Source organism: Rhizobium phaseoli (assembly GCF_003985125.1).
Classification (GTDB): domain Bacteria; phylum Pseudomonadota; class Alphaproteobacteria; order Rhizobiales; family Rhizobiaceae; genus Rhizobium; species Rhizobium phaseoli.
In genome coordinates, this window is the sequence record NZ_ML133570.1 from 42,191 (window position 1) to 63,903 (window position 21,713).

Consider the following 21,713-nt stretch of genomic DNA (forward strand, 5'->3'; position numbering starts at 1 on the left):
ATGGCGCTGGTGATGAACAAAGAAAACGAAGGTCTCCCGCATCGGCGCGGTTTTATCAGCCGCGATTTCGCCGGCATCATGGTAATCATCGCCGTTGCCGTCGTCGGCTATTTCGCCTTCCCTGATAATCTCGCGCTGCTGACGCGGATGATCACCATCGCGCTGCTCGTGCTGTCGCTCGATCTCGTGACCGGTTATTGCGGCGTTGCGACGCTCGGCCATGCCGCCCTTTTCGGGTCCGGCGCCTATGCCGCCGGCATCCTGTCCGCACATTACGGCGTCAATGATCCGTTGCTGATGCTGCTTGCAGGCATTGCCGGTGGCGCAGCTTCGGGTCTGCTCAGCGGCGCGATCATTCTGCGCGCGCATGGCCTGCCGCAGCTCGTGCTGTCGATTGCCCTCATCCACCTCTTCCATGAATTCGCCAATAAGGCCTCGTCGTGGACAGGAGGCAGTGACGGGCTTTCCGGCATCGTGCCGGACCCGATCTTCGGCCTTTTTGAATTCGATCTCTACGGTCAAACCGCCTTCTTCTTCGGAACGGCGCTGCTGCTTGTTGTCTTCGCGCTGCTGCGATTGCTGGTGCGCTCGCCCTTCGGCATGCTCTGCCGCGGCATCCGGCAAGATCCGCTGCGCATCCGCGCCATGGGTGGTTCGCCGAAGGCGGCGCTCATCCGGATGTACGTCATGTCAGGCGCCGTTGCCGGTGTCGGCGGCGCGCTGAATGCGATCTCGACCCAGGTCGTCGGCCTGGACAGCCTGTCCTTCACCCAATCGGCGGAAGCGCTCGTCATGCTCGTGCTCGGCGGCACCGGCTCCCTCTTCGGCGCACTGTCAGGCACGATCATCTTCATGCTCTTCGAGGACTATGTCTCGGCCGCCAATCCGTTCCATTGGCTGACCATGGTCGGTGCGCTCTTGATCGCCGTCGTGCTGTTTGCGCCGAAGGGGCTTTACGGAACGGCCGCAGCGTTGATTGTGCGCCGCAGGGAGCAGCGCTGATGAGCCCGATCTTCGAAGTTGCCAATCTCAGGAAAGCCTTCGGTGGCCTTGCCGTCACCAACGATGTCTCGCTGGCGATGGCGCCCGGCGACCGCGTCGCGCTGATCGGCCCGAACGGCGCCGGCAAGACCACTTTCGTCAACCTCGTCACCGGCAATCTCTCGCCCGATTCCGGCGAGGTCCGCCTCGGCGGCGAGACGGTGACGGCGGTCAATGCGATCGGCAGGGTCAAGCGCGGCCTCGTGCGCTCCTTTCAGGTGACACGGCTTTTCCAGGACATGACACCCGCCGAACATGTAGGACTCGCTATCCTGCAGCGGGATGGCAAGACCCGGAAGATGTTCGGAAACTTCTTCTCGATGCCCGATGTCATGGCCGAGATCGACGAACTCCTGGGAAAGCTCGGACTGACGCCGCTGATGCATCGCAAGGTCAGCGAGATTGCCTATGGGCAACAGCGGCTCCTGGAACTTGCCGTCGCGCTGGCGCTGAAGCCGAAGGTGCTGCTGCTCGACGAGCCGGCAGCCGGCGTGCCGCAGAGCGATACCGGCCGCATCGAGCAGGCGCTGGCCGACCTGCCCGGCGATCTCGCCGTGCTGATGATCGAACACGACATGGATCTTGTCTTTCGTTTTGCCAAACGCGTCATCGTGCTTGCGGCGGGCGCGATCATCTTCGATGGCCTACCGGCCGATGTCACCAAGAATGCGCGCGTGCGCGAGGCCTATCTCGGGAATTATGCCAATGCCAGCCATATCGCTTGAGGTCGACAATCTCTCGGCCGGTTATGGCCCGACACGGGTACTGGAAAGCATTTCGTTCTCGGTGCCCGCTGGAGCACGGCTTGCCGTGCTCGGCCGCAACGGCATGGGCAAGACGACGCTGCTCGCGACGCTTGCCGGGCAAACCAGGCGCTATGACGGCCACATCCGGCTCGGCGATCTGGATGTCACCGCAGCGTCGAGCGCGGCACGGGCCCACAAGGGCCTTGGATATGTGCCGCAGACGCGCTGTATCTTTCCGACGCTGACGGTCGAAGAAAATCTCTTCGCCGGATTGAAGGCGCGGCCGAAAACGGTGGTGGAAGAGGCCTATGTGATGTTCCCGCGGCTGAAGGAGCGCCGCCGCAATCTCGGCAACCAACTCTCCGGCGGCGAGCAGCAGATGCTTTCCACCGCCCGCACAATTCTCGGCCGCCCGTCCGTATTGCTGCTCGACGAACCGCTGGAGGGGCTCGCACCCGTTATTTGCGAAGAACTGATGGCTGCCTTCGCCGAACTCGCCAAGTCAGGCGACATGACCATCCTGCTCGTCGAGCAACGCATCCAGAGCGCGCTCGAATTCGCCGATCAGGTCGTCATACTCGAACGCGGCAGGTTGGCCTGGGCGGGAACACCGGCAGATCTGTCCAAGGACCACGAAGCCGTCGAAACTTTGCTCGGAGTGGGCGGCCTCCATTGAGGCAACCAATGCCCGCATATTCCGGAAGCGGCATCAGCGTAAGACAACGCATAAATTCTCATTGCCGAGCGAACCCTCTACCAAGATCTATAAGCTGCAGACAATTGTGCCCGTGAATCTGGCAGGCTGAGTTGATCAGACGCTGGGCAAAATTTCGTTGCCAAGCACTCGATAGGGTTGCATGCTCGAACGGAACTTCAGACGGGAGGTAGAAATGGCAAACCACAAGCCGATCGCAGCGGACGTATACCAGCCCATTTTCGACATCGACAAGCCGGTTGACGGCAACATCCTGGACGGTTCCACGGATGCCGACGGAGATCCTTTGCGCCTCAACTTCGTGAACGGGCAGCGAATTCCGCAACCGGCCAATCCGGACGGACCGGCCACGACGACGGCGATCGAGGGAAAATACGGCACGCTGACCATCTATTCCGACGGCTACTACACCTATGAACTCGACCACTCCAATCCGGTGGTATCAGCGCTCGGCCCGGGAGATCAACTCGTCGACCAGTTCAATTTCAAGATCTCGGACGGCAAAGGCGCCACCGACTTCGGCTTGCTGAATATCGCTGTCGATCTGCCGGAGCGTGGCGACATCTTCGTGAATTTCGAGGATGTCGGCAAACATGATTTCCCCACAGGCTACAAGGGCTTCGATTGGGGCGCATGGCACGATGGTGACGATGCAGCGATACAAAAGGAAGCCGACGGCAACCATTATCTGTCAGGCGGCGTATTCTGGACACCCATCCAGGCCGCCGATGGCGGCACCTTCCAGATCGAGCAATTCAGCGTTACAAATGGCACCTCCGACTATGACAACCTTCTGACGATCGAAGGGAGGCTGAACGGCGATACCGTGTTCTTGGTCACGGTCAACGTGACCGCCGACAGCATTCATGACCCGCAAGTGATTGATCTCAGCGCCTATGGCGCGATCGACTATCTCGTGCTCGACACCGAGCCCGTCATCACCGAAACCAGCGGGCCCGACTATTATGGCGCGCAGTACGACAATTTCCACTTTGTCGTTTGAGGGCTAGGGAAAGGGCGCCGCATCGCCAAACCTTGCAGCTTTCCGGGCGCCGCTGCAGCGGTTATCTGGTAGCGATTTCTTGCGATAGCTGAACGACCTGCGCCCTGTTAGCAATAGATCGTCCGAGGAGGGACGTTTATGCTGGGATGGAGGAAATGATGCATTCAATGGGAATCAGGTTAGCAGCGGTCATGTTCTCGCTGGCCTTGTGGGCCATCATTATCGCTGCGGCATCCCACCTTTGGGCGATGAAAATGCCCATCTTGCACTTTGTGCTCTACAGATAGTGCTGGCCTCGGCGTGAGCGAGATCGGGGGAATGTGCGCAGCGTCTGCGTTGCTTCGCAGTTTTGACTCGCTCCATATTTAGCCACCAGAAAGCGCATGCTGCGCTGAAGCCGCGTACCGAGCTTCTCTCGGGCGCGACGTGGCTGATCCTCCTCGCCGCAGAACTCCTGCCCTTGCTACATGATCTCGCCCGTTGGCGAGGTTACAGGAGCTGCAACCCCATGACATTATTTTCGAGGCGTCGGTGCGATCGTTGCGAAGAACCGAAATGAGGGAAATACCTGCAATATGACGCAACATGGGCCGCGCCGAAGCATCGACGGAATACCACTCAACCAGTTGAAGTCATTTGGTTTTGAGATGGTAGCGGAGGAGGGATTTGAACCCCCGACACAAGGATTATGATTCCTCTGCTCTGACCTACTGAGCTACTCCGCCACTGGTCAAACGATACCTGCTCGCGAAGCGCTGCGGGCTCGTGGGATGAGCGGCTTATAAGGTGCGCTTCGCCTTTGTGTCAAGCGCATGATGGAGAAAAAGGGTGGGGTTTGGGCCGCCCGCCCTCTCCTGTCGCTTTCAGGCGGCGACGGGGCTTGCGAGCAGCGCCTTGAGCGAGGCCTCGGCGGCGGGTTCGCGCTCTGAGCGCTCGATGAAACCGCCGCCGAAGACGCGGGCGTCGTCACCGGGTGCGGAATAAAGCGCGCAGGCTTGGCCAGGAGCAATGCCGGCCTCGCCGACCGTCAGGTCGACATAGGTGCCGGTGGCATCGACATGCAGAACGGCGGGCGCCGGCGCTCTTGTCGAGCGGACCTTGGCGTAGCAGGCAAAGCCGTCGCCGGAAGCGGCCTCCGCAAGCGTCTCATCGCCCAGCCAGTTGACGTCGCGCAGATAGACGCGGTGGGTCTCCAGCGCCTCCTTCGGACCGACGATGACACGGCGCGAGCGGGCATCAAGATAGACGACATAGAGCGGTTCGCCGGTGGCGATGCCGATGCCGCGGCGCTGGCCGATGGTGAAGTGCAGAATGCCTTCGTGGCTTCCCAATACGCGGCCGTCGAGATGGACGATCTCGCCGGCGAGCGCCGCATTCGGCTTCAGCTTGGTGATGATGTCGGAATATTTGCCCTGGGGCACGAAGCAGATGTCCTGGCTGTCGGCCTTCTTGGCGACGACGAGGCCCATCTCTTCGGCCAGCCGGCGCGTCTCGGCCTTCGGCAGACCGCCAAGCGGAAAGCGCAAATAGTCGATCTGCTCCTGCGTCGTGGCGAACAGGAAGTAGCTCTGGTCGCGGTCGGCGTCGGCCGGACGGAACAGCGCGCGGCGGCCGGGATATTCGGGCGAAGGGTTCGGCCGCGAACGAATATAATGGCCGGTCGCCAGCGCATCGGCGCCGAGCTCCTTGGCGGTCGCCAGCAGATCGGCAAACTTGACGGTCTGGTTGCAGGAGACGCAAGGGATCGGCGTTTCGCCGGCCACATAGCTTTCGGCGAAAGGATTGATCACCGTTTCGCGAAAGCGCTTCTCGTAATCGAGCACGTAATGCGGAATGCCGAGCGTTTCGCAGACGCGGCGCGCATCGTCTATATCCTGGCCGGCGCAGCAGGACCCGGCGCGGTGAACCGCGGCGCCATGATCGTAAAGCTGCAGCGTGATGCCGAGCACGTCGTAACCCTGCTGCTTGAGAAGACCGGCCACGACGGAGGAATCGACGCCGCCCGACATGGCGACGACGACGCGGGTCTCTTCCGGCTTCTTGTCAAAATCCAGTGTGTTCAACGGTGGTGCCAAATTCTGCGCGCTCATCATCCACCCTTGCGCTGCAATTGCGGCGGATTGCTGTATCACAGGCGGGATCGGCCGCCTTTCGATAAGCGATCGATATAGAAAGGATTGTATCGGGACGCAAGGGGCGGCTTTCGGGCGGCCGATCGTTTCACTGGTGGGAAAGGCAGGCGCGGCCGAGGCCACGCCTTGAAAGCGGGGGTGCGGCTCAGGTGCCGATCAGCTTGTTGCAGGCGATGCGATGCCCGGATTGGCGATGATGGCGGTCATAAGCGCCAGTCCGATTATCGAGAATGAATAGCGTTTCATAGACATCCTCCTTCCAGCCATGCGAATTATGCCGCTCGGAGCGCCGTTCTCAAAATAACGAATGCTTGAGCACCAGCTCAACCGGAAATCGTTGAGCGAATAATTATCGCCCTATGGAACTATTCTCTCGATCATGCGTTCTCGGGGATCAATGTCGCAATCGAATGCTGCGGAGGGTTTCATGGCCAGGTTCGGCACGACGGCGGATTACAACAGGATCAGACGCTGGATCGAAGAGCGAGGCGGCCATCCCGCCCGCATCAAGGACGCGAGCGACAGCGAAACTGTCCGCGTCGATTTTTCCTCGCAAACGCAGGAGGAGATTTCCTGGGACGAATTCTTCCAGGGTCTCGACGGCAGCAGGCGCGCCTTCCTTCATCGCACCAAGGCTGAGGACGATAGAGCCCGTTTCGGCAAGATCGTCCGCCGCAAGCGGCTGCCTCACTGAAATATACCCATTGCTGAGGCAGAAAACCCGGCGCCGTTTCCGGCGCCGGGTTTTCCCTGCTTCCCTGGGAGGAAAGAAACTCAGTCGATGTTGAATGCCAGCAGCTTTGCCTGGCGGATTGCCTGGTGGGCCGTCAGCTGTTCGAGCACGCCATCCTCCACCTCGCCATCGACATAGAGCAGCGCGATGGCGTCGCCGCCCTGCTTGTCGCGGCCGAGCTGGAAGTTGGCGATGTTGACGCCGGCAGCACCGAGCGTCGTACCGATGAAGCCGATCATTCCGGGGACGTCGGTGTTGGTGATGTAGATCATGTGCGAGCCGACGTCGGCGTCGAGGTTGATGCCCTTGATCTGGATGAAGCGCGGCTTGCCATCCGAAAACACCGTGCCGGCGATCGAACGCGTCATGCTCTCGGTCGTCACCGTCAGCTTGATGTAGCCGTCGAAGACCCCCGTCTTGTCGCGCTTGACCTCGGAGAGCACGATGCCCTTTTCCTTGATCATGATTGGCGCCGAAACCATGTTGACGTCGGCGACCTGCGAGCGGATGAGACCGGCAAGCACGGCGCTCGTCAGCGCCCGGGTGTTCATGTTGGCGGTGATGCCGTCATAGAGGATTTCGATTTCCTTGATCGGCTCCTCGGTGACCTGGCCGACGAAGGCGCCGAGAACGTCGGCAAGACGGATGAAGGGCTTCAAGATCGGCGCTTCTTCCGCGGTGATCGACGGCATGTTGATGGCGTTGGAGACTGCACCTTTGACGAGATAGTCCGACATCTGTTCGGCCACCTGCAGAGCGACGTTTTCCTGCGCTTCGGTCGTCGAAGCGCCGAGATGCGGGGTGCAGACGACGTTCGGCAGGCCGAAGAGCGGGCTTTCCTTGGCGGGCTCGACCTCGAACACGTCGAAGGCGGCGCCGGCGACATGGCCCGACTTGATCGCTTCGGCAAGCGCCGCTTCATCGACCAGGCCGCCGCGGGCGCAGTTGATGATGCGCACGCCGGGCTTGGTCTTCGCCAGCGCTTCCTTGTTGAGGATGCCGCGCGTCTTGTCGGTCATCGGCACGTGCAGCGTGATGAAATCGGCGCGGGCGAAGAGCTCGTCCAGCTCGACCTTGGTGACGCCCATCTCCTCGGCGCGCTCCTTGGAGAGGAACGGGTCATAGGCGACGACATGCATCTTGAGGCCGATGGCGCGGGCGCAGACAATCGAGCCGATATTGCCGGCGCCGATGACGCCGAGCGTCTTGCCGGTGATCTCGACACCCATGAATTTCGACTTCTCCCACTTGCCGGCCTGCGTCGAGGTATCGGCTGCCGGAAGCTGGCGGGCGACGGCGAACATCAGCGCGATCGCGTGTTCGGCGGTGGTGATCGAATTGCCGAAGGGCGTGTTCATGACGATGATGCCGCGGCGCGAGGCGGCGGGAATATCGACATTGTCGACGCCGATGCCGGCGCGGCCGACGACCTTGAGGTTCTTCGCCCCTTCGATGATCTTTTCCGTCACCTTGGTGGCGGAGCGGATGGCAAGGCCATCATATTTGCCGATGACTTCGAGCAGACGGTCCTTGTCCTTGCCGAGCTGCGGTTCGAAATCGACTTCAACGCCGCGGTCGCGGAAGATCTGGACGGCGGTTTCCGACAATTCGTCGGATACGAGAACGCGAGGTGCCATGAGGGACTCCTTCAAAAAATGTTCAGCGATGGATGAAATCAGGGATGCTGGGCTCCGCCTCGTGGCGGAGCCGGATGCGGTCACGTCAGGCGGCGGCCTGAGAGAGCTGCGCCTTCTGCGTTTCGAAGGCCCAGGAAAGCCAGGGCATCAGCTTCTGCATATCGGACGCCTCGATCGTGGCACCCGCCCAGATGCGCAGACCCGACGGCGCGTCGCGGTAGTGGCCGATGTCATAGGCGACACCTTCCTTTTCCAGGAGGCCGACCAGACCCTTGGCGAAATTCGCCTGGCCATCGTCGTCGAGAGCCGCGATGTCCTTGTCGACGATCTTCAGGCAGACGGAGGTGTTGGAGGCCGTTTCAGCCTTGACGGCGAGATTGGCGATCCAGTCGTTTGCCGCGACGAAATCGTGAATGACCTTGGCATTGGCATCGGCGCGCGCGATCAGCGCCTTGAGGCCGCCGAGATCCTTGGCCCAGAGCAGCGCATCGATATAGTCCTCGACGCAGAGCATCGACGGCGTGTTGATCGTCTCGCCCTGGAAGATGCCTTCCGTCAGCTTGCCGCCCGAGGTCATGCGGAAGATCTTCGGCAGCGGCCAGGCCGGCGTATAGGTGGTGAGGCGCTCGACGGCGCGCGGCGAAAGGATGATGACGCCATGTGCGCCCTCGCCGCCCAGAACCTTCTGCCAGGAGAAGGTGACGACATCGAGCTTGGCGAAATCGAGTTCCTGGGCGAAAGCGGCCGAAGTGGCGTCGCAGATCGTCAATCCCTTGCGGTCGGCGGGGATGAAATCGCCGTTCGGCACGCGCACACCCGAAGTCGTACCGTTCCAGGTGAAGACGACGTCACGGTCGAAATCGATGGCGGAGAGATCGGGAAGCTCGCCGTATCCAGCTTCGAGCCTGCGCACATCCTTGAGCTTCAGCTGCTTGACGACATCGGTGACCCAGCCGGCGCCGAAGCTTTCCCAGGCGAGCATGTCGACGCCGCGTTCGCCGAGCAGCGACCACAACGCCATTTCGACGGCGCCGGTGTCGGAGGCCGGAACGATGCCGATGCGGTAATCCGCCGGCACTTCGAGAATTTCACGGGTAAGGTCGATGGCCTGCTTGAGCTTGGTCTTGCCGACCTTCGCGCGGTGCGAACGGCCGAGGGCCGCGTCGGAAAGGGCTTCGAGCGACCAACCAGGGCGCTTCGAGCAGGGGCCAGAAGAAAAATGAGTATTGTGCGGACGGATGTCCGGCTTTGCGGTCTTCGCCATGATGCTATCCTCTCAGATAGAAAGCCCTTCGTTGGGGAAGGGTGTCCCGCCGCCGTGTGTATGGATCGGCGGCGTCATAGTCAAGATCGAAGTGTCGCAGAGGGAAGATATTTTGACGCAGGCGGGGTGGCGGAAATGAAAAAAGCCGCCCCTGCGGGGGCGGCTTTCTGATGCAAGAGCATTGAGTTTACTTGTAGACCGGCTGCTGCAGTGGAATTTCCGGGGGCGGTTCGTAGCTCGCCTGGGCGCAGCCGCCGAACAGATAGCGGCCACCGACGCGGACTTCATGGGCGCTGAGGCCCTTGTCGCGGCCCGGGCCGCCATTATCGGCATAGCCGAACATGTTGCCGCCATCGATATGCAGGTAGCGGTAGCCGACATCGGCCTTGAAGTTGCAGGTGACGTCCACCGAGGCGCCGGCCATGAGGGCGTAGGTGAAGCGCCAGTTGCCCTTGCCGCCGTGGGTGACTTCGTCGTCGCAGAAGCTGCCGTCATCGGCGCAGGCGACGTTGCGCAGGTTTTTCCACTTGACGTAGGAGCCGCCGATACCGGCGCCGACATAAGGCGTGACGTAGCCGTAGGTGCCGAGATCGACATAGGCATTGGCCAGCAGCGTGTAGGCCGTCAGCGAAGAGCGGTCGCTCGAGGTGCAATCCACCAGCGGGAAGCCGCACTGCCCGACCGTCGAGCCGCGGAAGTCGGCCTGCGTGAGATAGTCGAAGGTCAGATCGGTGCGGAGGTAGCTGTTGATCTGGTAACCGACACCGCCGCCGATCGTCCATGCGTCGTCGAGGTCAGCGTCGTCGAAATCGACTTCGTTGGCATTGCTGCCCTGGAAATAGCGGGCGCCGCGAAGATCGGTAAAGGCATAACCGACATCGCCGCGCAGGTACCAGCCCGTCGCTTCAGTGACCGCCACCTCGGGCGGCTGCTCCGGGATGGGCTCGGCCGGAGCCAGGTCCGCGGAATAGGCATTCGTCGCGATCAACAACGCCGCGAAGATGCCGGACAAGCTTCTTTTCATGGATCCCACTCCAAAATCCGTTACATCGGCAGGCTCAAGTCGCTGCCAATCTGATACGCTTCGTATGGATAATGAACCGGAAACGTTAAAAGCTGCTTAACCACGATTATTTACTGTGGATCTTGAAGCTTCCGACAGAGGAAACTTGATTGCAGCAGTGAAAGTCTTTGAAGCTGCGAAGCGACGACGCGATTTCGCTGGCGTATGGATTTACCAAAAAGCCGGCGCATGCGCGCCGGCTCTTCGTGTAATCTGTATTCGACGAATTAAGCCGCGCTGCGGACGTTCGAGATCGTGCCGATCAGCTCATTGACGATGCGCTCTATCTGGGCACGGTCGTCGCCCTCGGCCATGACGCGGATCAGCGGCTCGGTGCCGGAGGGGCGGATGACAAGCCGGCCGGTCTTGGCAAGCTCGGCTTCGGCATCGGCGATCGCCTTCTGCACCTGGATATCCTCCAGCGGCTTGCCGCCGCTGATGCGGACATTGCGCAGCAGCTGCGGCACCGGCTCGAAGCGGCGGCAGACCTCGCTGACGGTCCTGCCGGTGCGTTTGACGGCGGCAAGGATCTGCAGTGCCGCGACCAGGCCGTCGCCCGTCGTGCCGTAGTCGGACAGCACGATATGGCCCGACTGCTCGCCGCCGACATTGTAATTGTGCTGGCGCATATGCTCGACGACATAACGGTCGCCGACCTTGGTGCGGGCGAGCGCCATGCCGCGCTCATCAAGAAAGCGCTCGAGGCCGAGGTTGGACATGACCGTGGCGACGATGCCATTGCCGCGCAGCTGCTGGCTCTCGGCCCAGCTCTCGGCAATCACGGCCATGAGCTGGTCGCCGTCGACGATCGAACCATTCTCATCGACGATGATGACGCGGTCTGCATCGCCATCGAGCGCGATGCCGATATCGGCACGGACCTCGTCGACCTTCTTCTGCAGCGCGATCGGGCTGGTGGAGCCGCAATTAAGATTGATATTGGTGCCGTTCGGCTCGTTGCCGATGGTGACGACGTCGGCGCCGAGCTCCCAGAGCACGGCAGGCGCCACCTTATAGGCGGCGCCGTTGGCGCAGTCGATGGCGATCCGCAGGCCCTGCAAGGTCACGTCGCGCGGCAGCGTGCGCTTGGCGTGTTCGATATAACGGTCATGGACGCCGTCGACGCGCTTGGCGCGGCCGATGTCGTCGGACTTGGCGAGCTGCGTGCTCAGATCCTTTTCGAGCAAATCCTCGATCTCGGCCTCGATGTCGTCGGACAGCTTATAGCCGTCGGGGCCGAACAGCTTGATACCGTTGTCCTCGTAAGGATTGTGCGAAGCGGAGATCATCACGCCGATATCGCACCGCAGCGAACGGGTCAGCATGGCAACCGCAGGCGTCGGGATCGGGCCGAGGATGAAGGCATCAAGGCCAGCGGCGGTGAAACCCGCGACCATGGCATTCTCCAGCATATAGCCGGAAAGGCGCGTGTCCTTGCCGATGACGACGCGATGGCGATGGTTGCCGCGGCGAAAGATCGTGCCGGCGGCGATGCCGACCCGCATGGCGAGATCCGGCGTCATCGGGAAGACATTGGATTGACCGCGAATGCCATCCGTACCGAAATAGCGTCTTTTCATCTGCACTCCTGCGCTTCCGCGCGCCATTCAAGGCAGCGCATCGTTCCAAGCGAATTTGGCTTCAAAGGTCCGTTGTCAAGCCCAGAGCGCCTGAATCAGACCTGCCTCAATTTATCGGGATGCCACAAAACATGGGCATCGGCACGTAAATTACCGAGAAAAATGAATATATCCCGTTACCAATAGAAAAGGCCGGATCTCCCAAGGGAAATCCGGCCTTGTTCAGCCTGGTGACGCCGCTCAATGCGGCTGCGGCTCGAGCCCGGCTTCGGGCTCGTCGCCCTTGGTGGCCGGCCGCGCGCCGGCCTTCGGCACGGCCGAACCACGGCTCGGCGGCGAGTCGTCACCGAGATCGCGCGAAGGCTTCTCGCCGCGGATCAGCGCCTTGATCTCGTCGCCGGTCAGCGTTTCGTATTCGAGCAGGCCTTCGGCGAGAGCAACGAATTCGTCGTGCTTTTCGGTCAGGATCGTGCGGGCCTGTGTATAGGCTTCGTCGATCAGGCGACGCACTTCGTTGTCGATCTTCTGCGCGGTGGCTTCCGAAACGTTCTTCGACTGCGACACCGAGTGACCGAGGAAGACTTCCTGCTGGTTCTCGCCGTAAGCGACCTGACCGAGCTGATCGGAAAAGCCCCACTGGGTGACCATGGCGCGGGCAAGCTTGGTGGCCTGCTCGATATCCGAGGATGCGCCCGAGGTGATGTTCTCCTTGCCGAACGTCAGTTCTTCGGCGACACGGCCGCCCATCATGATGCAGAGGCGCGATACCATCCACTTATAGCTCATCGAGTAGCGGTCGCCCTCGGGAAGCTGCATGACCATGCCGAGCGCACGGCCGCGCGGAATGATCGTTGCCTTGTGCAGCGGATCGGCGACGGCGACATTGAGCGCGGTAATGGCGTGGCCGGCTTCGTGATAGGCGGTGAGCTTCTTTTCCGCCTCGGTCATCGCCGAAGAGCGGCGCTCGGCGCCCATCATGATCTTGTCCTTGGCGTCTTCGAATTCCTGCATGGTGACGACGCGCTTGTTGCGGCGGGCGGCCATGAGGGCGGCTTCGTTGACGAGGTTCATCAGGTCGGCGCCGGAGAAACCGGGCGTGCCGCGGGCGAGAACCTTGAGATCGACATTCGGCGCCAGCGGCACGCTGCGCGCATGCACCTTGAGGATGCGCTCGCGGCCGACGATGTCGGGGTTCGGCACCACGACCTGGCGGTCGAAACGGCCCGGGCGCAGCAGCGCCGGGTCAAGGACGTCGGGACGGTTGGTGGCGGCGATCAGGATCACGCCTTCATTCGCCTCGAAGCCGTCCATCTCGACCAGCAGCTGGTTCAGAGTCTGCTCGCGTTCGTCGTTGCCGCCGCCGAGACCGGCGCCGCGATGGCGGCCGACGGCATCGATTTCGTCGATGAAGATGATGCAGGGCGCATTCTTCTTCGCCTGTTCGAACATATCGCGTACGCGGCTCGCGCCGACGCCAACGAACATTTCGACGAAGTCGGAACCGGAAATCGTGAAAAACGGCACATTGGCTTCGCCGGCGACCGAGCGGGCGAGCAGCGTCTTGCCGGTACCCGGAGGGCCGACGAGCAGCACGCCGCGCGGGATCTTGCCGCCGAGACGCTGAAATTTCTGCGGGTCACGCAGGAATTCGACGATTTCTTCGAGATCCTGCTTTGCCTCGTCGACGCCGGCGACGTCATCGAAGGTCACGCGGCCATGCGCTTCGGTCAGAAGCTTGGCTTTGGACTTCCCGAAGCCCATCGCGCCGCGCGAGCCACCCTGCATCTGCCGCATGAAGAAAAGCCAGACGCCGAGAATGAGAAGCATCGGCAACAGCGTGCCGAGATAGCTCAAAAAACCCGAAGAACCGTCCGTTTCCGGACGAGCGGAAACCAGGACATTCTTCTGCTGCAGGCGATCGAGCAGGCTGTCGTCGATTACAGGGGAATAGGTCTGAAAGGTGGTGCCGTTTTCAACATAGCTTCCGGAAACACGGTTACCCGTGACCACGACGTCCTTCACGCGGCCCGCATCGACCTCACGCAGAAACTGCGAATAGGGGATTTCGCGGGAGCCAGTCTGCGCCGGAGCCGTCTGAAACATACTGAACAGGGCGATCAGCAGAAGTGCTATGATCGCCCACAAGGCAAAATTACGTAAGTTAGGGTTCATTGAACTCCCCAGCACTGGAACAGCCGCCTCATGGCGACGGTCTTATTCATTCTAACATAGGGTTGCGCCGTGCTGTTGCCAAGGCAATCCCCCAGGTCAGATGGTTTTTCCGTCAATACTTCTAAAAGGCAGTCCCGCATAGGGCGCCATCGCGAAAACCGCCGAAAGCCTATCGGCAAAGATGAAATCAAATCGTGTCAAAAAGCGGTCGAAGGGTGCGAAATAGGGCGTCAGATCGATCGCCTGGATGGATTCTGGAGATAAATAGGCTCCTTCTGAGGATAAGGCGGGCGCCGAGGCGATGGCGCGCTTCGAAGCGGACTTGGGCAGGTGCCGCATATTCTCCCTCATTCCTGTGCTTGTCACAGGATTCCAGCCACCGCGCGTCGGCGCGGTGAATGACTCAGTAAAGTGCAAAGTGTCTTCCGCGCCCAAGGACTTGGGCGCGCTGGATTCCTGTGACAAGCACAGGAATGAGGTAGGGTGTGCGGCAGCCGCCTCGACTTCAATTGATGCGTCCAGTCTATTGCACACCCGAAACCTGCCATCCCAAACCCCCGCCTCTCCCGGCCGCAGAACCAGCGGCAATATCCCCCGGCTTTCGCGCGTGAAATAAAGCCCGTCACGCCTGCGATCGAACACCACTCGGCCGACAGTCATTCGCCCCGGTTCCCCGCCGGTGGCAAATGAGAGAAGGCGCCCCATATGCGCCCTCCCCGGCACGAATGGCTGTCCGCCGAAGACGGCCGTCAGACGGCCGAGCGCATAGTCCAGAACTGCGCGGTCCTGCCGCAAACCATCAACAGATACCTGGCCAAGCAGGCCGCCGTGAAGCCTGAAATGGCGATCCAGCCATTCGGCTGCTGCGGACGACAGCGCCAGCCGCGCCTCCCAGGCCGCGCGAATATCCGTCTCGGTCGCTCGACGGGCGGATAACTGCCGGCGCACCCGCACGCGCTCGTATTTCACATCCTCATTGCTGGGGTCGTCGATCCACGGAACACCCTGATCTTTGAGAAAAGCGCGAATATCCGCCCGGGCGGAAAAAACAAGCGGCCGCAAAATCCAGAACCGCCGGTCGAAGAGCACCGCATCGGCGATGCCTGATGAAACCTGCTCCGTTCGCCTGCCGCGCATCTGCAATGTTTCGCGCTGATCGTCGAGCGTATGGCCGGTGACGATGAGATTGGCGCCGAACCTCTCCGCCGATTCCGCCAAGAGGTCGTACCGCGCCTCGCGGGCCGCAGCCATGATGCCGGTTTTCGGCTTTTCGCCCTGCCAGGCTGCGATGATGTGGGGAATGCCGAGCGATGCGCAGAGCGCTGCAACCTGTTGCGCTTCGTCCGCGGAGCCGGCGCGCAGCCCGTGATCGACGGTGGCAGCGCAGAGGGAAACCTTGAGATGAGGCGCGACCTTCACGGCTTCGTCGAGGAGAAGAAGCAGGCCGGTGGAATCGCTGCCGCCCGATATCGCGACGAGAATGCGTGCAGGACTTTGGAGCGATAGGAGAAACTGGCGGATCGCCGCATGAGGCGACGCGGCTTCCGGAGACATTCCGGAAGACCTCAGCAGGCGAGGCGTTTCTGTTCGCTCGCAACTTTGCCTATGACGGCGCGCGAAGCTTTTGGATAGCGCTTCGAGACCTCGCGCAGCGTCGCGCAGGCCGTTTCCTTATTATCGAGGGCAGCAAGCGACATGCCGAGTTTCAGCAGCATTTCCGGCGCCTTTTCCGAGCTGCCGTATTTCTGATGCGCGTTGAGGAAGGTCTTGGCCGCCTCGTTATATTTACCCTGCGAATAGAGCGCTTCGCCGAGCCAGAAATTGGCGTCGGCCGCCCGCGCGCTGCTCGGGTAATGGGCGATGTATTGGTTGAATTCCTGCTCTGCGGTGCCGTAATCGCCGGAAAGAACGTGGCCGTAAGCTGCCTTGTACTGATCCGCCTCACTACCGAGCGACGCCGTCTGCTGCGCCGTCTTGCCGTTGGCATCGGGAATCGGGCCGGAGCCGATATTGGCTTTTTCGTCGACGGTTCCGCCGACGGCGTTGCCGTTCTGATCGAAGTCGATCGAGCCAAGCTGCTTCGGCGGCTGGCCGAGGCCGGTATTGTCTGGCACATCGGTGGAGGGAGCCGTTTCGGCTCCCTGCGGTGCTTGGATCACCCTGGCGACATCGTCCCCGCCGGAGGCTGCCGGAGCGGCATCGGTCTCGCTCTTCTTGACGGGAGCCTTGGCGCCACCGCCGCCGGAACCGGTCTTTTCGAGCTGCTGGAAGCGGAATTCATTGTCTTCCTGCTGCTTGCGGATCGTCTCCTGCATCTGCAGCAGCTGGAAGCTCATCTCCTCGATCCGGCCGTTCAGCTGCCGCAGCTGCTCTTCAAGCTGCTGCACGCGCACCTCGGCGTCGCCGCTCTGTACCTTGATAACAGGCGGGGCCGCCTGGTTTTCCGCGGATCGGCCGCCGAGATTCAGCCCGAAGAACGAGGCCGAATAGGCCACCCGCTCGCTTCCGGTCACAGCCGCGAGGCACAGCATGCCTGCCACGACAAGTTTCTTCATATGTATCGTCCTGTCCCAGTGATTCTTCGCGCCTTAAGGCACGAACAGGAGATTTTTCCAATTGCTGTCAAAAAGCAACGGAGTCTGGCCAAAGTGTGGTCAAAAAGAAAAGGCGGCCCCTGATGGGACCGCCTTCAGACAACGAATTATATCGGCAAATTACATGCCGGCGCCGCCGAGCACGGTGACCGCGCGACGGTTCTGCGACCAGCAGGAAATATCGTCGCAAACGGCGACCGGACGTTCCTTGCCGTAGGAGATCGTCTTCATGCGCTGCGCCGGAACGCCGCGCGAAGCGAGGTAGTCCTTGGCGGCAGCGGCGCGGCGAGCACCGAGCGCCAGGTTATACTCGCGGGTGCCGCGTTCGTCGGCATGGCCTTCGACGGTGATCTGATAGTTCGGGTAGCGGGCGAGCCACTGCGCCTGACGGTCGAGCGTCTGCGAGGCATCGGCGCGGATCGACGAGGAGTCGGTATCGAAGAAGATGCGGTCGCCGACATTCACCGTGAAGTCCTGGGCAGAACCCGGCGTTGCAGCACCACCCGCGCCGCCGCCGAGGCCGAGCTCGCCGGCGCTGTTCGGCGGCTTCTTGGCGCAGCTTGCCAGCGCGAGACCGGCCACAAGCGCGATCATGACGGGGTTGCGGGCGAAATTCTGCATGCGGCTCATTGCCGGGGTGTGAATTCGGCTCATGGCCGGGTCTCCTTGCGATTTCAGGGTTTCCGGACAGTAACCGCACTCGGTTAACCGCCCCTCAAAGTTTATGGTTAATGATTTACTGATTTGTCCCGTAGTCGCCCGGTTTCCATGATTCTGGGGCGACAAGAAGGCATTGCCGCGCCTCTTACTCCAGAAGCGGCGACCAGGCCGGGTCGGAACCGTAGCTCGGCGTCTTGACGAGTTGTTCGTTGTAGCCGGTCAGATCGATCGAATAGAGCTGCGGACCACCGGCGCCTGCCGCCTGACGGAAGAACATCAGCACCCGGCCGTTCGGCGCCCAGGTCGGGCCCTCATTGTGGAAGCCGGTCGTCAGGATGCGTTCGCCCGAACCGTCCGGTTTCATCACGCCGATCGAGAACTTGCCGCCCGCCTGCTTGGTGAAGGCGATGAGATCGCCGCGCGGCGACCAGACCGGCGTCGAATAGGAGCCGTCGCCGAAGGAAATGCGGGTCTGGCCGGAACCATCGGCATTCATCACGTAGATCTGCGGCTTGCCGCCACGGTCGCTTTCGAAGCTGACGCGGGCACCGTCGGGCGAATAAGAGGGCGAAGTGTCGATCGCCGCCGTCGAGGTCAGCCGCGTCGTCGTGCGGGAGCGTAGGTCCATCGTATAGATGTTGGAATTGCCTTCCTGCTGCAGGCTCATGATGACCTTCTGGCCATCCGGCGAGAAGCGCGGCGAGAAGGTCATGCCGGGGAAGTTGCCGACGACCTCGCGCTGCCCGGTTTCGAGCTGCAACAGATAGACACGCGGCTGCTGGTTGGCGAAGGACATGTAGGTGACTTCCTGCCGGTTCGGCGAGAAGCGCGGCGTCAGTACGAGATCGCTGCCATCGGTCAGCATCCGCACGTTGAAGCCGTCCTGGTCCATGATCGCCAGCTGACGCTTGCGCTGCTGCTTGGTGCCGGATTCGGAGACGAAGACGACACGGGTGTCGAAATAGCCTTCTTCACCGGTGATCTGCTTGTAGATCGCATCGGCGATGATGTGCGCGACACGCCGCCAGTTCTCCGGCTGCGTATAGAACTGCTGGCCGGTCATCTGCTGGCCGGCGAACGGATCCCAGAGGCGGAATTCGGCACGAAGACGCCCGTCGGCCTCCTGCGTCACCCGGCCGGTGACCAGCGCCTGCGCATTGATAACCTTCCAGTCTTCGAAACGCGGCGAAGCGTCCGGGTTGGAAATCTTCTCGATGAAAGCGCTCTTGTTGATCGGCGCGAACAGACCGGATCGCTGCAGATCAGCTGCAATGACCTGCGAAACCTGCGCGCCCATATCGCCCTGCAGGAAGTCCGTCACCGCAATCGGCATTGGCTGGACATTGCCCTTTCGGATGTCGAGCGTGACCAGCGCATTGGCCGGCGTCGCGACGACGGCAGCGGCCATCAGACCGACTGCAACCAAAATAGCGCGGAAAAAGGAACACTTCATCATACCAAACAGCCTTTCAGCATCTATGGAGTCGGATCGCCGGATTCGAAGCGCAGGACGACTTCCCTCCAGGACTCGTAATTTTCTTTCGGAAGCATGGTGAACGGGGACGAACGCAACACCGCGCGAAGAGCCGCAGCCGACAGGGCTTTCCCAGCGGCTGCGCTGCCGCCTGCCGCTGTCACCTCGGACGAGCCGACGATTGCGGCCGGTTTTTCGGAAATCGCCATGCCATTCGATTGTGCTGACGCATCAAGCGCACAGGTCAGAACTGCGCTGAGCGTGACGGCAGCCGTCACCGAATTCTTGCCATGGCAGAGATCCATCAGCATCTAGATTCCCATGCTGCTAGGATCGAAGTTGAGATCGAACTCGTTCCAGGCGTCGTACTTGTCCTTCGGAAGCGTCGTGAAGGGCGCGGATTTCATAACAGCTCTATAAGCCCCGCTTTCCAACGCACGGCGTGTGGAATCGCTGCTGCTGCCACCTGATGACTCGACTTCCGGCTGGCCGATAATGTTGCCGTCCCTGTCGAGCTTCATGTGCACCTTGATGACCATGCCGGAAAGGCCTTCCATCCCCGGAGTGATCAGCCAATTACCCTCGATCAGGCTGCGCATTGCATCTTCTTCGCTTTGACTGAGTTTCGAGCCGCCGTTACTCTTCTTCGCCCCCAGCGATGCCTCCTGCGTCGAACGCTTGGCGCCGCCGGCCGAAGGATCGGTCTTGTTCAGCAAGGCCGAAATCTCGTCGGCATTGAAGTCGCTCTTCATTGACGAAGCGGATTTCGCCACTTCCTGCTTCTTGTCAGCCTTCTTCTTGTCCGTCGGTGCTTCCGCAGCCTTCGGCTGATCCGGTGTCTTTTCCGGCGGCTTTTCGGCAGGCTTCTGCGGTTCCGGCGGCTTTACCTGTGGCTTGACGACCGGCGTCGGCACCTTGTCCGGCAATGCTTCGGCATCCGGCTTCGGCGGCTCCTCAGGCTTGGCCTGTTCTTCCGGCGGTTTTTCCTGAGGCTTCGGCGGCGTCACTTCGACCGGCTTCGGCGGCGGTATCGAAGCTACTTCCTTCGGCTGCTCGACCTCGGTCTCTTCTTTGTTGACTTCCTTGAGGTCGTTCGGCTTGGGATCGACCTGCGGAAGCGGCTTTTCGCTGGAATTGGCGGCGGCCGCCTCGCTGTTGCTCGGCTTGGCGTTCGGCACCGGCGGCGTCTTCAGGTCGACATTGTTGTCGCCGGCGTTTTCTGCCGGTTGCGCGATAGGCGGCCGTGTCGTCGGCACCGGTGCGGACGTCTCCTTCTTCGGAGCCTTCTTGTCGCCCTGCTGCAACTGGGTAATGGATTCCACCGGCACGAGATCGACCGGCATCGCCTCGAAATCCTCCACCTTGAAGGATTCGGGGGCGCTGAGCGATACCATCGCCCAGGTCAGCACCAGGCAGTGCAGAACAGCAGATGTGACGACGCTGGTCTTCATCTTGAACGCTATTGGTCCTTCTTCTGCTGCGTCACCAGGCCGATATTCTTGAAGCCGGCGCCCTGGATGCGCGCCATGACGTCGGCGATGACGCCGTAAGGTGCTGTCGCGTCGCCGCGCACGAAGATGCGTTCGTTATAGCCGGTGGTGGCGATCGCCTCGAGCTTGGCGGCGATCTCGGCGGCCGGGATCGGCGTTTCCTGCAGGAATACCTCGCCGTCATTCTTGACGGAGATGGTGATCGGCTGCGTCTCGGAATTCAGCGCCTTGGCCTGCGTTTCCGGCAGGTCAATCGGCACGCCGACGGTCATCATCGGTGCGGCGACCATGAAGATGATCAGAAGCACCAGCATGACGTCGACGAGCGGCGTCACGTTGATTTCGGAGATGACGGCCTTGTTCCGACCGCCGCGACGGCGGCGCCCGCCGCCCCCGCCGCCATTGCCTCCAACAGCCATACCCATGTCAGAATACTCCGTTGGTTACTGAGCGGCAGCACGCGGCTGCAGCTTCTCGTCGATCTGGCGCGAAAGTATGGCGGAGAATTCGTCCGCGAAGCCTTCCATGCGCGCCGAGAGTTTGCCGGCATCGGCGGAGAACTTGTTATAGGCAATAACCGCCGGAATAGCGGCGACGAGGCCGATCGCGGTGGCAAGCAGCGCTTCGGCAATGCCGGGTGCGACGACCGCGAGGTTGGTCGACTTCGAACCGGCAATCGCCTGGAACGATGTCATGATGCCGACGACCGTGCCGAAGAGGCCGATGAAGGGGCCGGCCGAGCCGATGGTCGCAAGCGATCCGAGACGGGCGCCGAGATATTCGGTTTCACGGGCGAGCGTCACGTCCATCGCGCGGTCGATACGCATCTGCAGGCCGATCGGCGAACGGGCGCCGCGTTCGAAAGATTTCTTCCACTCGCGCATGGCGGCGACAAAGATCGATGCCAGGCCGGTATTGTTGCGCTCCGACAGCGAGCGATAGAGTTCTTCCAGCGACTGGCCCGACCAGAACACCTGTTCGAACTTGTCGAACTGGCGCCGTGCGCGGCCATAGGCCAGGTATTTGTCGATGACGATCGCCCAGGTCCACACAGAGGCTGCGATGAGCCCGAGCATGACGAGCTTGACGACGATGCCGGCCTGCATGAAAAGCGACCAGAGGCTGACGTCCGTCGTGGCTGCTGCCAATCCTACTTGTTCCATTGATCCAAAATCCCCGAATCCAAACGCCCGGTGCTGGACCGGGCGGCACAAAATGATCTCGCAAGAAGTGTCCGGCGACCGCCGCCCAAAGCCCTGGTCAAGCTTCCAAGCTCTTCTTCCGCCTTCTTGCCGTCAAATTTGGTCAAAGGAAGGCGTGCACCGCACAAACTCCGACTTTCCCAGTAAGACACTATTATGGTTAATAGACGGTTAGTGCCGGACTATGACAGCAAGCCTGTATTCGGG

Annotated in this window: 19 protein-coding genes and 1 tRNA gene; 5 read left to right on the forward strand and 15 right to left on the reverse strand. The window is 61.4% G+C overall.

Annotated elements, in window-relative coordinates; translation table 11 throughout:
• From EFD56_RS12060 to EFD56_RS12075, 4 genes are all read left to right on the forward strand, one after another.
• Nucleotides 1-1,002: a branched-chain amino acid ABC transporter permease gene (locus EFD56_RS12060; RefSeq protein ID WP_126905355.1), complete on the forward strand. Its 1,002-nt coding sequence runs from the start codon at nucleotides 1-3 to the stop codon at nucleotides 1,000-1,002.
• Nucleotides 1,002-1,766: an ABC transporter ATP-binding protein gene (locus EFD56_RS12065; protein WP_037141163.1), complete on the forward strand. Its 765-nt coding sequence runs from the start codon at nucleotides 1,002-1,004 to the stop codon at nucleotides 1,764-1,766. The genes EFD56_RS12060 and EFD56_RS12065 overlap by 1 nt, the downstream gene beginning before the upstream one ends.
• Nucleotides 1,747-2,463 (forward strand): ABC transporter ATP-binding protein, encoded by a 717-nt coding sequence (locus EFD56_RS12070; protein ID WP_126905356.1) that lies wholly within the window; start codon nucleotides 1,747-1,749, stop codon nucleotides 2,461-2,463. The genes EFD56_RS12065 and EFD56_RS12070 overlap by 20 nt, the downstream gene beginning before the upstream one ends.
• A gap of 214 nt (nucleotides 2,464-2,677) precedes the next feature.
• Entirely contained in the window at nucleotides 2,678-3,505 is an 828-nt protein-coding gene (locus tag EFD56_RS12075; RefSeq protein ID WP_126905357.1) for a VCBS domain-containing protein, read from the forward strand.
• Between the two features lie 648 nt (nucleotides 3,506-4,153).
• On the opposite strand, the gene EFD56_RS12080 is transcribed toward EFD56_RS12075, so the two are convergent.
• Nucleotides 4,154-4,230 (reverse strand) — tRNA-Met (locus EFD56_RS12080).
• 138 nt (nucleotides 4,231-4,368) lie between these two features.
• Nucleotides 4,369-5,568, reverse strand: coding sequence for a tRNA 2-thiouridine(34) synthase MnmA (gene mnmA, locus EFD56_RS12085; RefSeq protein WP_126905510.1), 1,200 nt, complete (start codon nucleotides 5,566-5,568; stop codon nucleotides 4,369-4,371).
• A 496-nt stretch (nucleotides 5,569-6,064) separates the two neighbouring features.
• On the opposite strand from mnmA, the gene EFD56_RS12090 reads away from it, so the two are divergent.
• Nucleotides 6,065-6,331, forward strand: a complete 267-nt coding sequence (locus EFD56_RS12090; RefSeq protein ID WP_126905358.1) for a hypothetical protein — start codon at nucleotides 6,065-6,067, stop codon at nucleotides 6,329-6,331.
• 80 nt (nucleotides 6,332-6,411) lie between these two features.
• Here EFD56_RS12090 and serA read toward each other — a convergent pair whose 3' ends face one another.
• The 13 genes from serA to tolQ form a co-directional block, all read right to left on the reverse strand.
• Nucleotides 6,412-8,007 carry a phosphoglycerate dehydrogenase gene (gene serA, locus EFD56_RS12095; protein ID WP_126905359.1) on the reverse strand — a complete coding sequence of 532 codons (1,596 nt, stop codon included), beginning with the start codon at nucleotides 8,005-8,007 and terminating at the stop codon, nucleotides 6,412-6,414.
• An 85-nt stretch (nucleotides 8,008-8,092) separates the two neighbouring features.
• Nucleotides 8,093-9,271 (reverse strand): phosphoserine transaminase, encoded by a 1,179-nt coding sequence (locus EFD56_RS12100; protein WP_064825592.1) that lies wholly within the window; start codon nucleotides 9,269-9,271, stop codon nucleotides 8,093-8,095.
• Between the two features lie 187 nt (nucleotides 9,272-9,458).
• On the reverse strand, nucleotides 9,459-10,295 hold the full coding sequence (locus EFD56_RS12105; RefSeq protein WP_126905360.1) for an outer membrane protein: 837 nt from the start codon (nucleotides 10,293-10,295) through the stop codon (nucleotides 9,459-9,461).
• Nucleotides 10,296-10,561: 266 nt separating this feature from the next.
• Entirely contained in the window at nucleotides 10,562-11,914 is a 1,353-nt protein-coding gene (gene glmM, locus EFD56_RS12110; RefSeq protein ID WP_126905361.1) for a phosphoglucosamine mutase, read from the reverse strand.
• A gap of 240 nt (nucleotides 11,915-12,154) precedes the next feature.
• The gene (gene ftsH / locus EFD56_RS12115; protein WP_126905362.1) at nucleotides 12,155-14,086 is read right to left on the reverse strand and encodes an ATP-dependent zinc metalloprotease FtsH; all 1,932 of its coding nucleotides are present in this window, start codon (nucleotides 14,084-14,086) and stop codon (nucleotides 12,155-12,157) included.
• 96 nt (nucleotides 14,087-14,182) lie between these two features.
• Nucleotides 14,183-15,640, reverse strand: a complete 1,458-nt coding sequence (tilS, locus tag EFD56_RS12120) for a tRNA lysidine(34) synthetase TilS (RefSeq protein WP_126905363.1) — start codon at nucleotides 15,638-15,640, stop codon at nucleotides 14,183-14,185.
• Nucleotides 15,641-15,651: 11 nt separating this feature from the next.
• Nucleotides 15,652-16,641, reverse strand: a complete 990-nt coding sequence (gene ybgF / locus EFD56_RS12125) for a tol-pal system protein YbgF (RefSeq protein ID WP_037141178.1) — start codon at nucleotides 16,639-16,641, stop codon at nucleotides 15,652-15,654.
• A gap of 159 nt (nucleotides 16,642-16,800) precedes the next feature.
• Nucleotides 16,801-17,334: a peptidoglycan-associated lipoprotein Pal gene (gene pal, locus EFD56_RS12130; protein WP_004671607.1), complete on the reverse strand. Its 534-nt coding sequence runs from the start codon at nucleotides 17,332-17,334 to the stop codon at nucleotides 16,801-16,803.
• A 151-nt stretch (nucleotides 17,335-17,485) separates the two neighbouring features.
• Nucleotides 17,486-18,796: a Tol-Pal system beta propeller repeat protein TolB gene (gene tolB, locus EFD56_RS12135; protein ID WP_010008051.1), complete on the reverse strand. Its 1,311-nt coding sequence runs from the start codon at nucleotides 18,794-18,796 to the stop codon at nucleotides 17,486-17,488.
• 20 nt (nucleotides 18,797-18,816) lie between these two features.
• A complete protein-coding gene (locus EFD56_RS12140; protein ID WP_126905364.1) occupies nucleotides 18,817-19,125 on the reverse strand; it encodes a hypothetical protein in 309 nt (102 codons plus the stop codon).
• Nucleotides 19,126-20,265: a hypothetical protein gene (locus EFD56_RS12145; protein ID WP_126905365.1), complete on the reverse strand. Its 1,140-nt coding sequence runs from the start codon at nucleotides 20,263-20,265 to the stop codon at nucleotides 19,126-19,128. It abuts the gene before it with no gap.
• Nucleotides 20,266-20,273: 8 nt separating this feature from the next.
• Nucleotides 20,274-20,729 (reverse strand): protein TolR, encoded by a 456-nt coding sequence (tolR, locus tag EFD56_RS12150; protein WP_003566333.1) that lies wholly within the window; start codon nucleotides 20,727-20,729, stop codon nucleotides 20,274-20,276.
• A gap of 18 nt (nucleotides 20,730-20,747) precedes the next feature.
• Nucleotides 20,748-21,467, reverse strand: a complete 720-nt coding sequence (tolQ, locus tag EFD56_RS12155; RefSeq protein ID WP_004671617.1) for a protein TolQ — start codon at nucleotides 21,465-21,467, stop codon at nucleotides 20,748-20,750.
• Nucleotides 21,468-21,713 lie beyond the last annotated feature (246 nt).

Bases quoted from the DNA above. Each gene is read 5' to 3' on its own strand.
- EFD56_RS12060 (WP_126905355.1), top strand. From the start codon at position 1: ATGGCGCTGGTGATGAACAAAGAAAACGAAGGTCTCCCGCATCGGCGC.
- EFD56_RS12065 (WP_037141163.1), top strand. From the start codon at position 1,002: ATGAGCCCGATCTTCGAAGTTGCCAATCTCAGGAAAGCCTTCGGTGGC.
- EFD56_RS12070 (WP_126905356.1), top strand. From the start codon at position 1,747: ATGCCAGCCATATCGCTTGAGGTCGACAATCTCTCGGCCGGTTATGGC.
- EFD56_RS12075 (WP_126905357.1), top strand. From the start codon at position 2,678: ATGGCAAACCACAAGCCGATCGCAGCGGACGTATACCAGCCCATTTTC.
- EFD56_RS12090 (WP_126905358.1), top strand. From the start codon at position 6,065: ATGGCCAGGTTCGGCACGACGGCGGATTACAACAGGATCAGACGCTGG.
- serA (WP_126905359.1), bottom strand. From the start codon at position 8,007: ATGGCACCTCGCGTTCTCGTATCCGACGAATTGTCGGAAACCGCCGTC.
- EFD56_RS12100 (WP_064825592.1), bottom strand. From the start codon at position 9,271: ATGGCGAAGACCGCAAAGCCGGACATCCGTCCGCACAATACTCATTTT.
- EFD56_RS12105 (WP_126905360.1), bottom strand. From the start codon at position 10,295: ATGAAAAGAAGCTTGTCCGGCATCTTCGCGGCGTTGTTGATCGCGACG.
- glmM (WP_126905361.1), bottom strand. From the start codon at position 11,914: ATGAAAAGACGCTATTTCGGTACGGATGGCATTCGCGGTCAATCCAAT.
- ftsH (WP_126905362.1), bottom strand. From the start codon at position 14,086: ATGAACCCTAACTTACGTAATTTTGCCTTGTGGGCGATCATAGCACTT.
- tilS (WP_126905363.1), bottom strand. From the start codon at position 15,640: ATGTCTCCGGAAGCCGCGTCGCCTCATGCGGCGATCCGCCAGTTTCTC.
- ybgF (WP_037141178.1), bottom strand. From the start codon at position 16,641: ATGAAGAAACTTGTCGTGGCAGGCATGCTGTGCCTCGCGGCTGTGACC.
- pal (WP_004671607.1), bottom strand. From the start codon at position 17,334: ATGAGCCGAATTCACACCCCGGCAATGAGCCGCATGCAGAATTTCGCC.
- tolB (WP_010008051.1), bottom strand. From the start codon at position 18,796: ATGATGAAGTGTTCCTTTTTCCGCGCTATTTTGGTTGCAGTCGGTCTG.
- EFD56_RS12140 (WP_126905364.1), bottom strand. From the start codon at position 19,125: ATGCTGATGGATCTCTGCCATGGCAAGAATTCGGTGACGGCTGCCGTC.
- EFD56_RS12145 (WP_126905365.1), bottom strand. From the start codon at position 20,265: ATGAAGACCAGCGTCGTCACATCTGCTGTTCTGCACTGCCTGGTGCTG.
- tolR (WP_003566333.1), bottom strand. From the start codon at position 20,729: ATGGGTATGGCTGTTGGAGGCAATGGCGGCGGGGGCGGCGGGCGCCGC.
- tolQ (WP_004671617.1), bottom strand. From the start codon at position 21,467: ATGGAACAAGTAGGATTGGCAGCAGCCACGACGGACGTCAGCCTCTGG.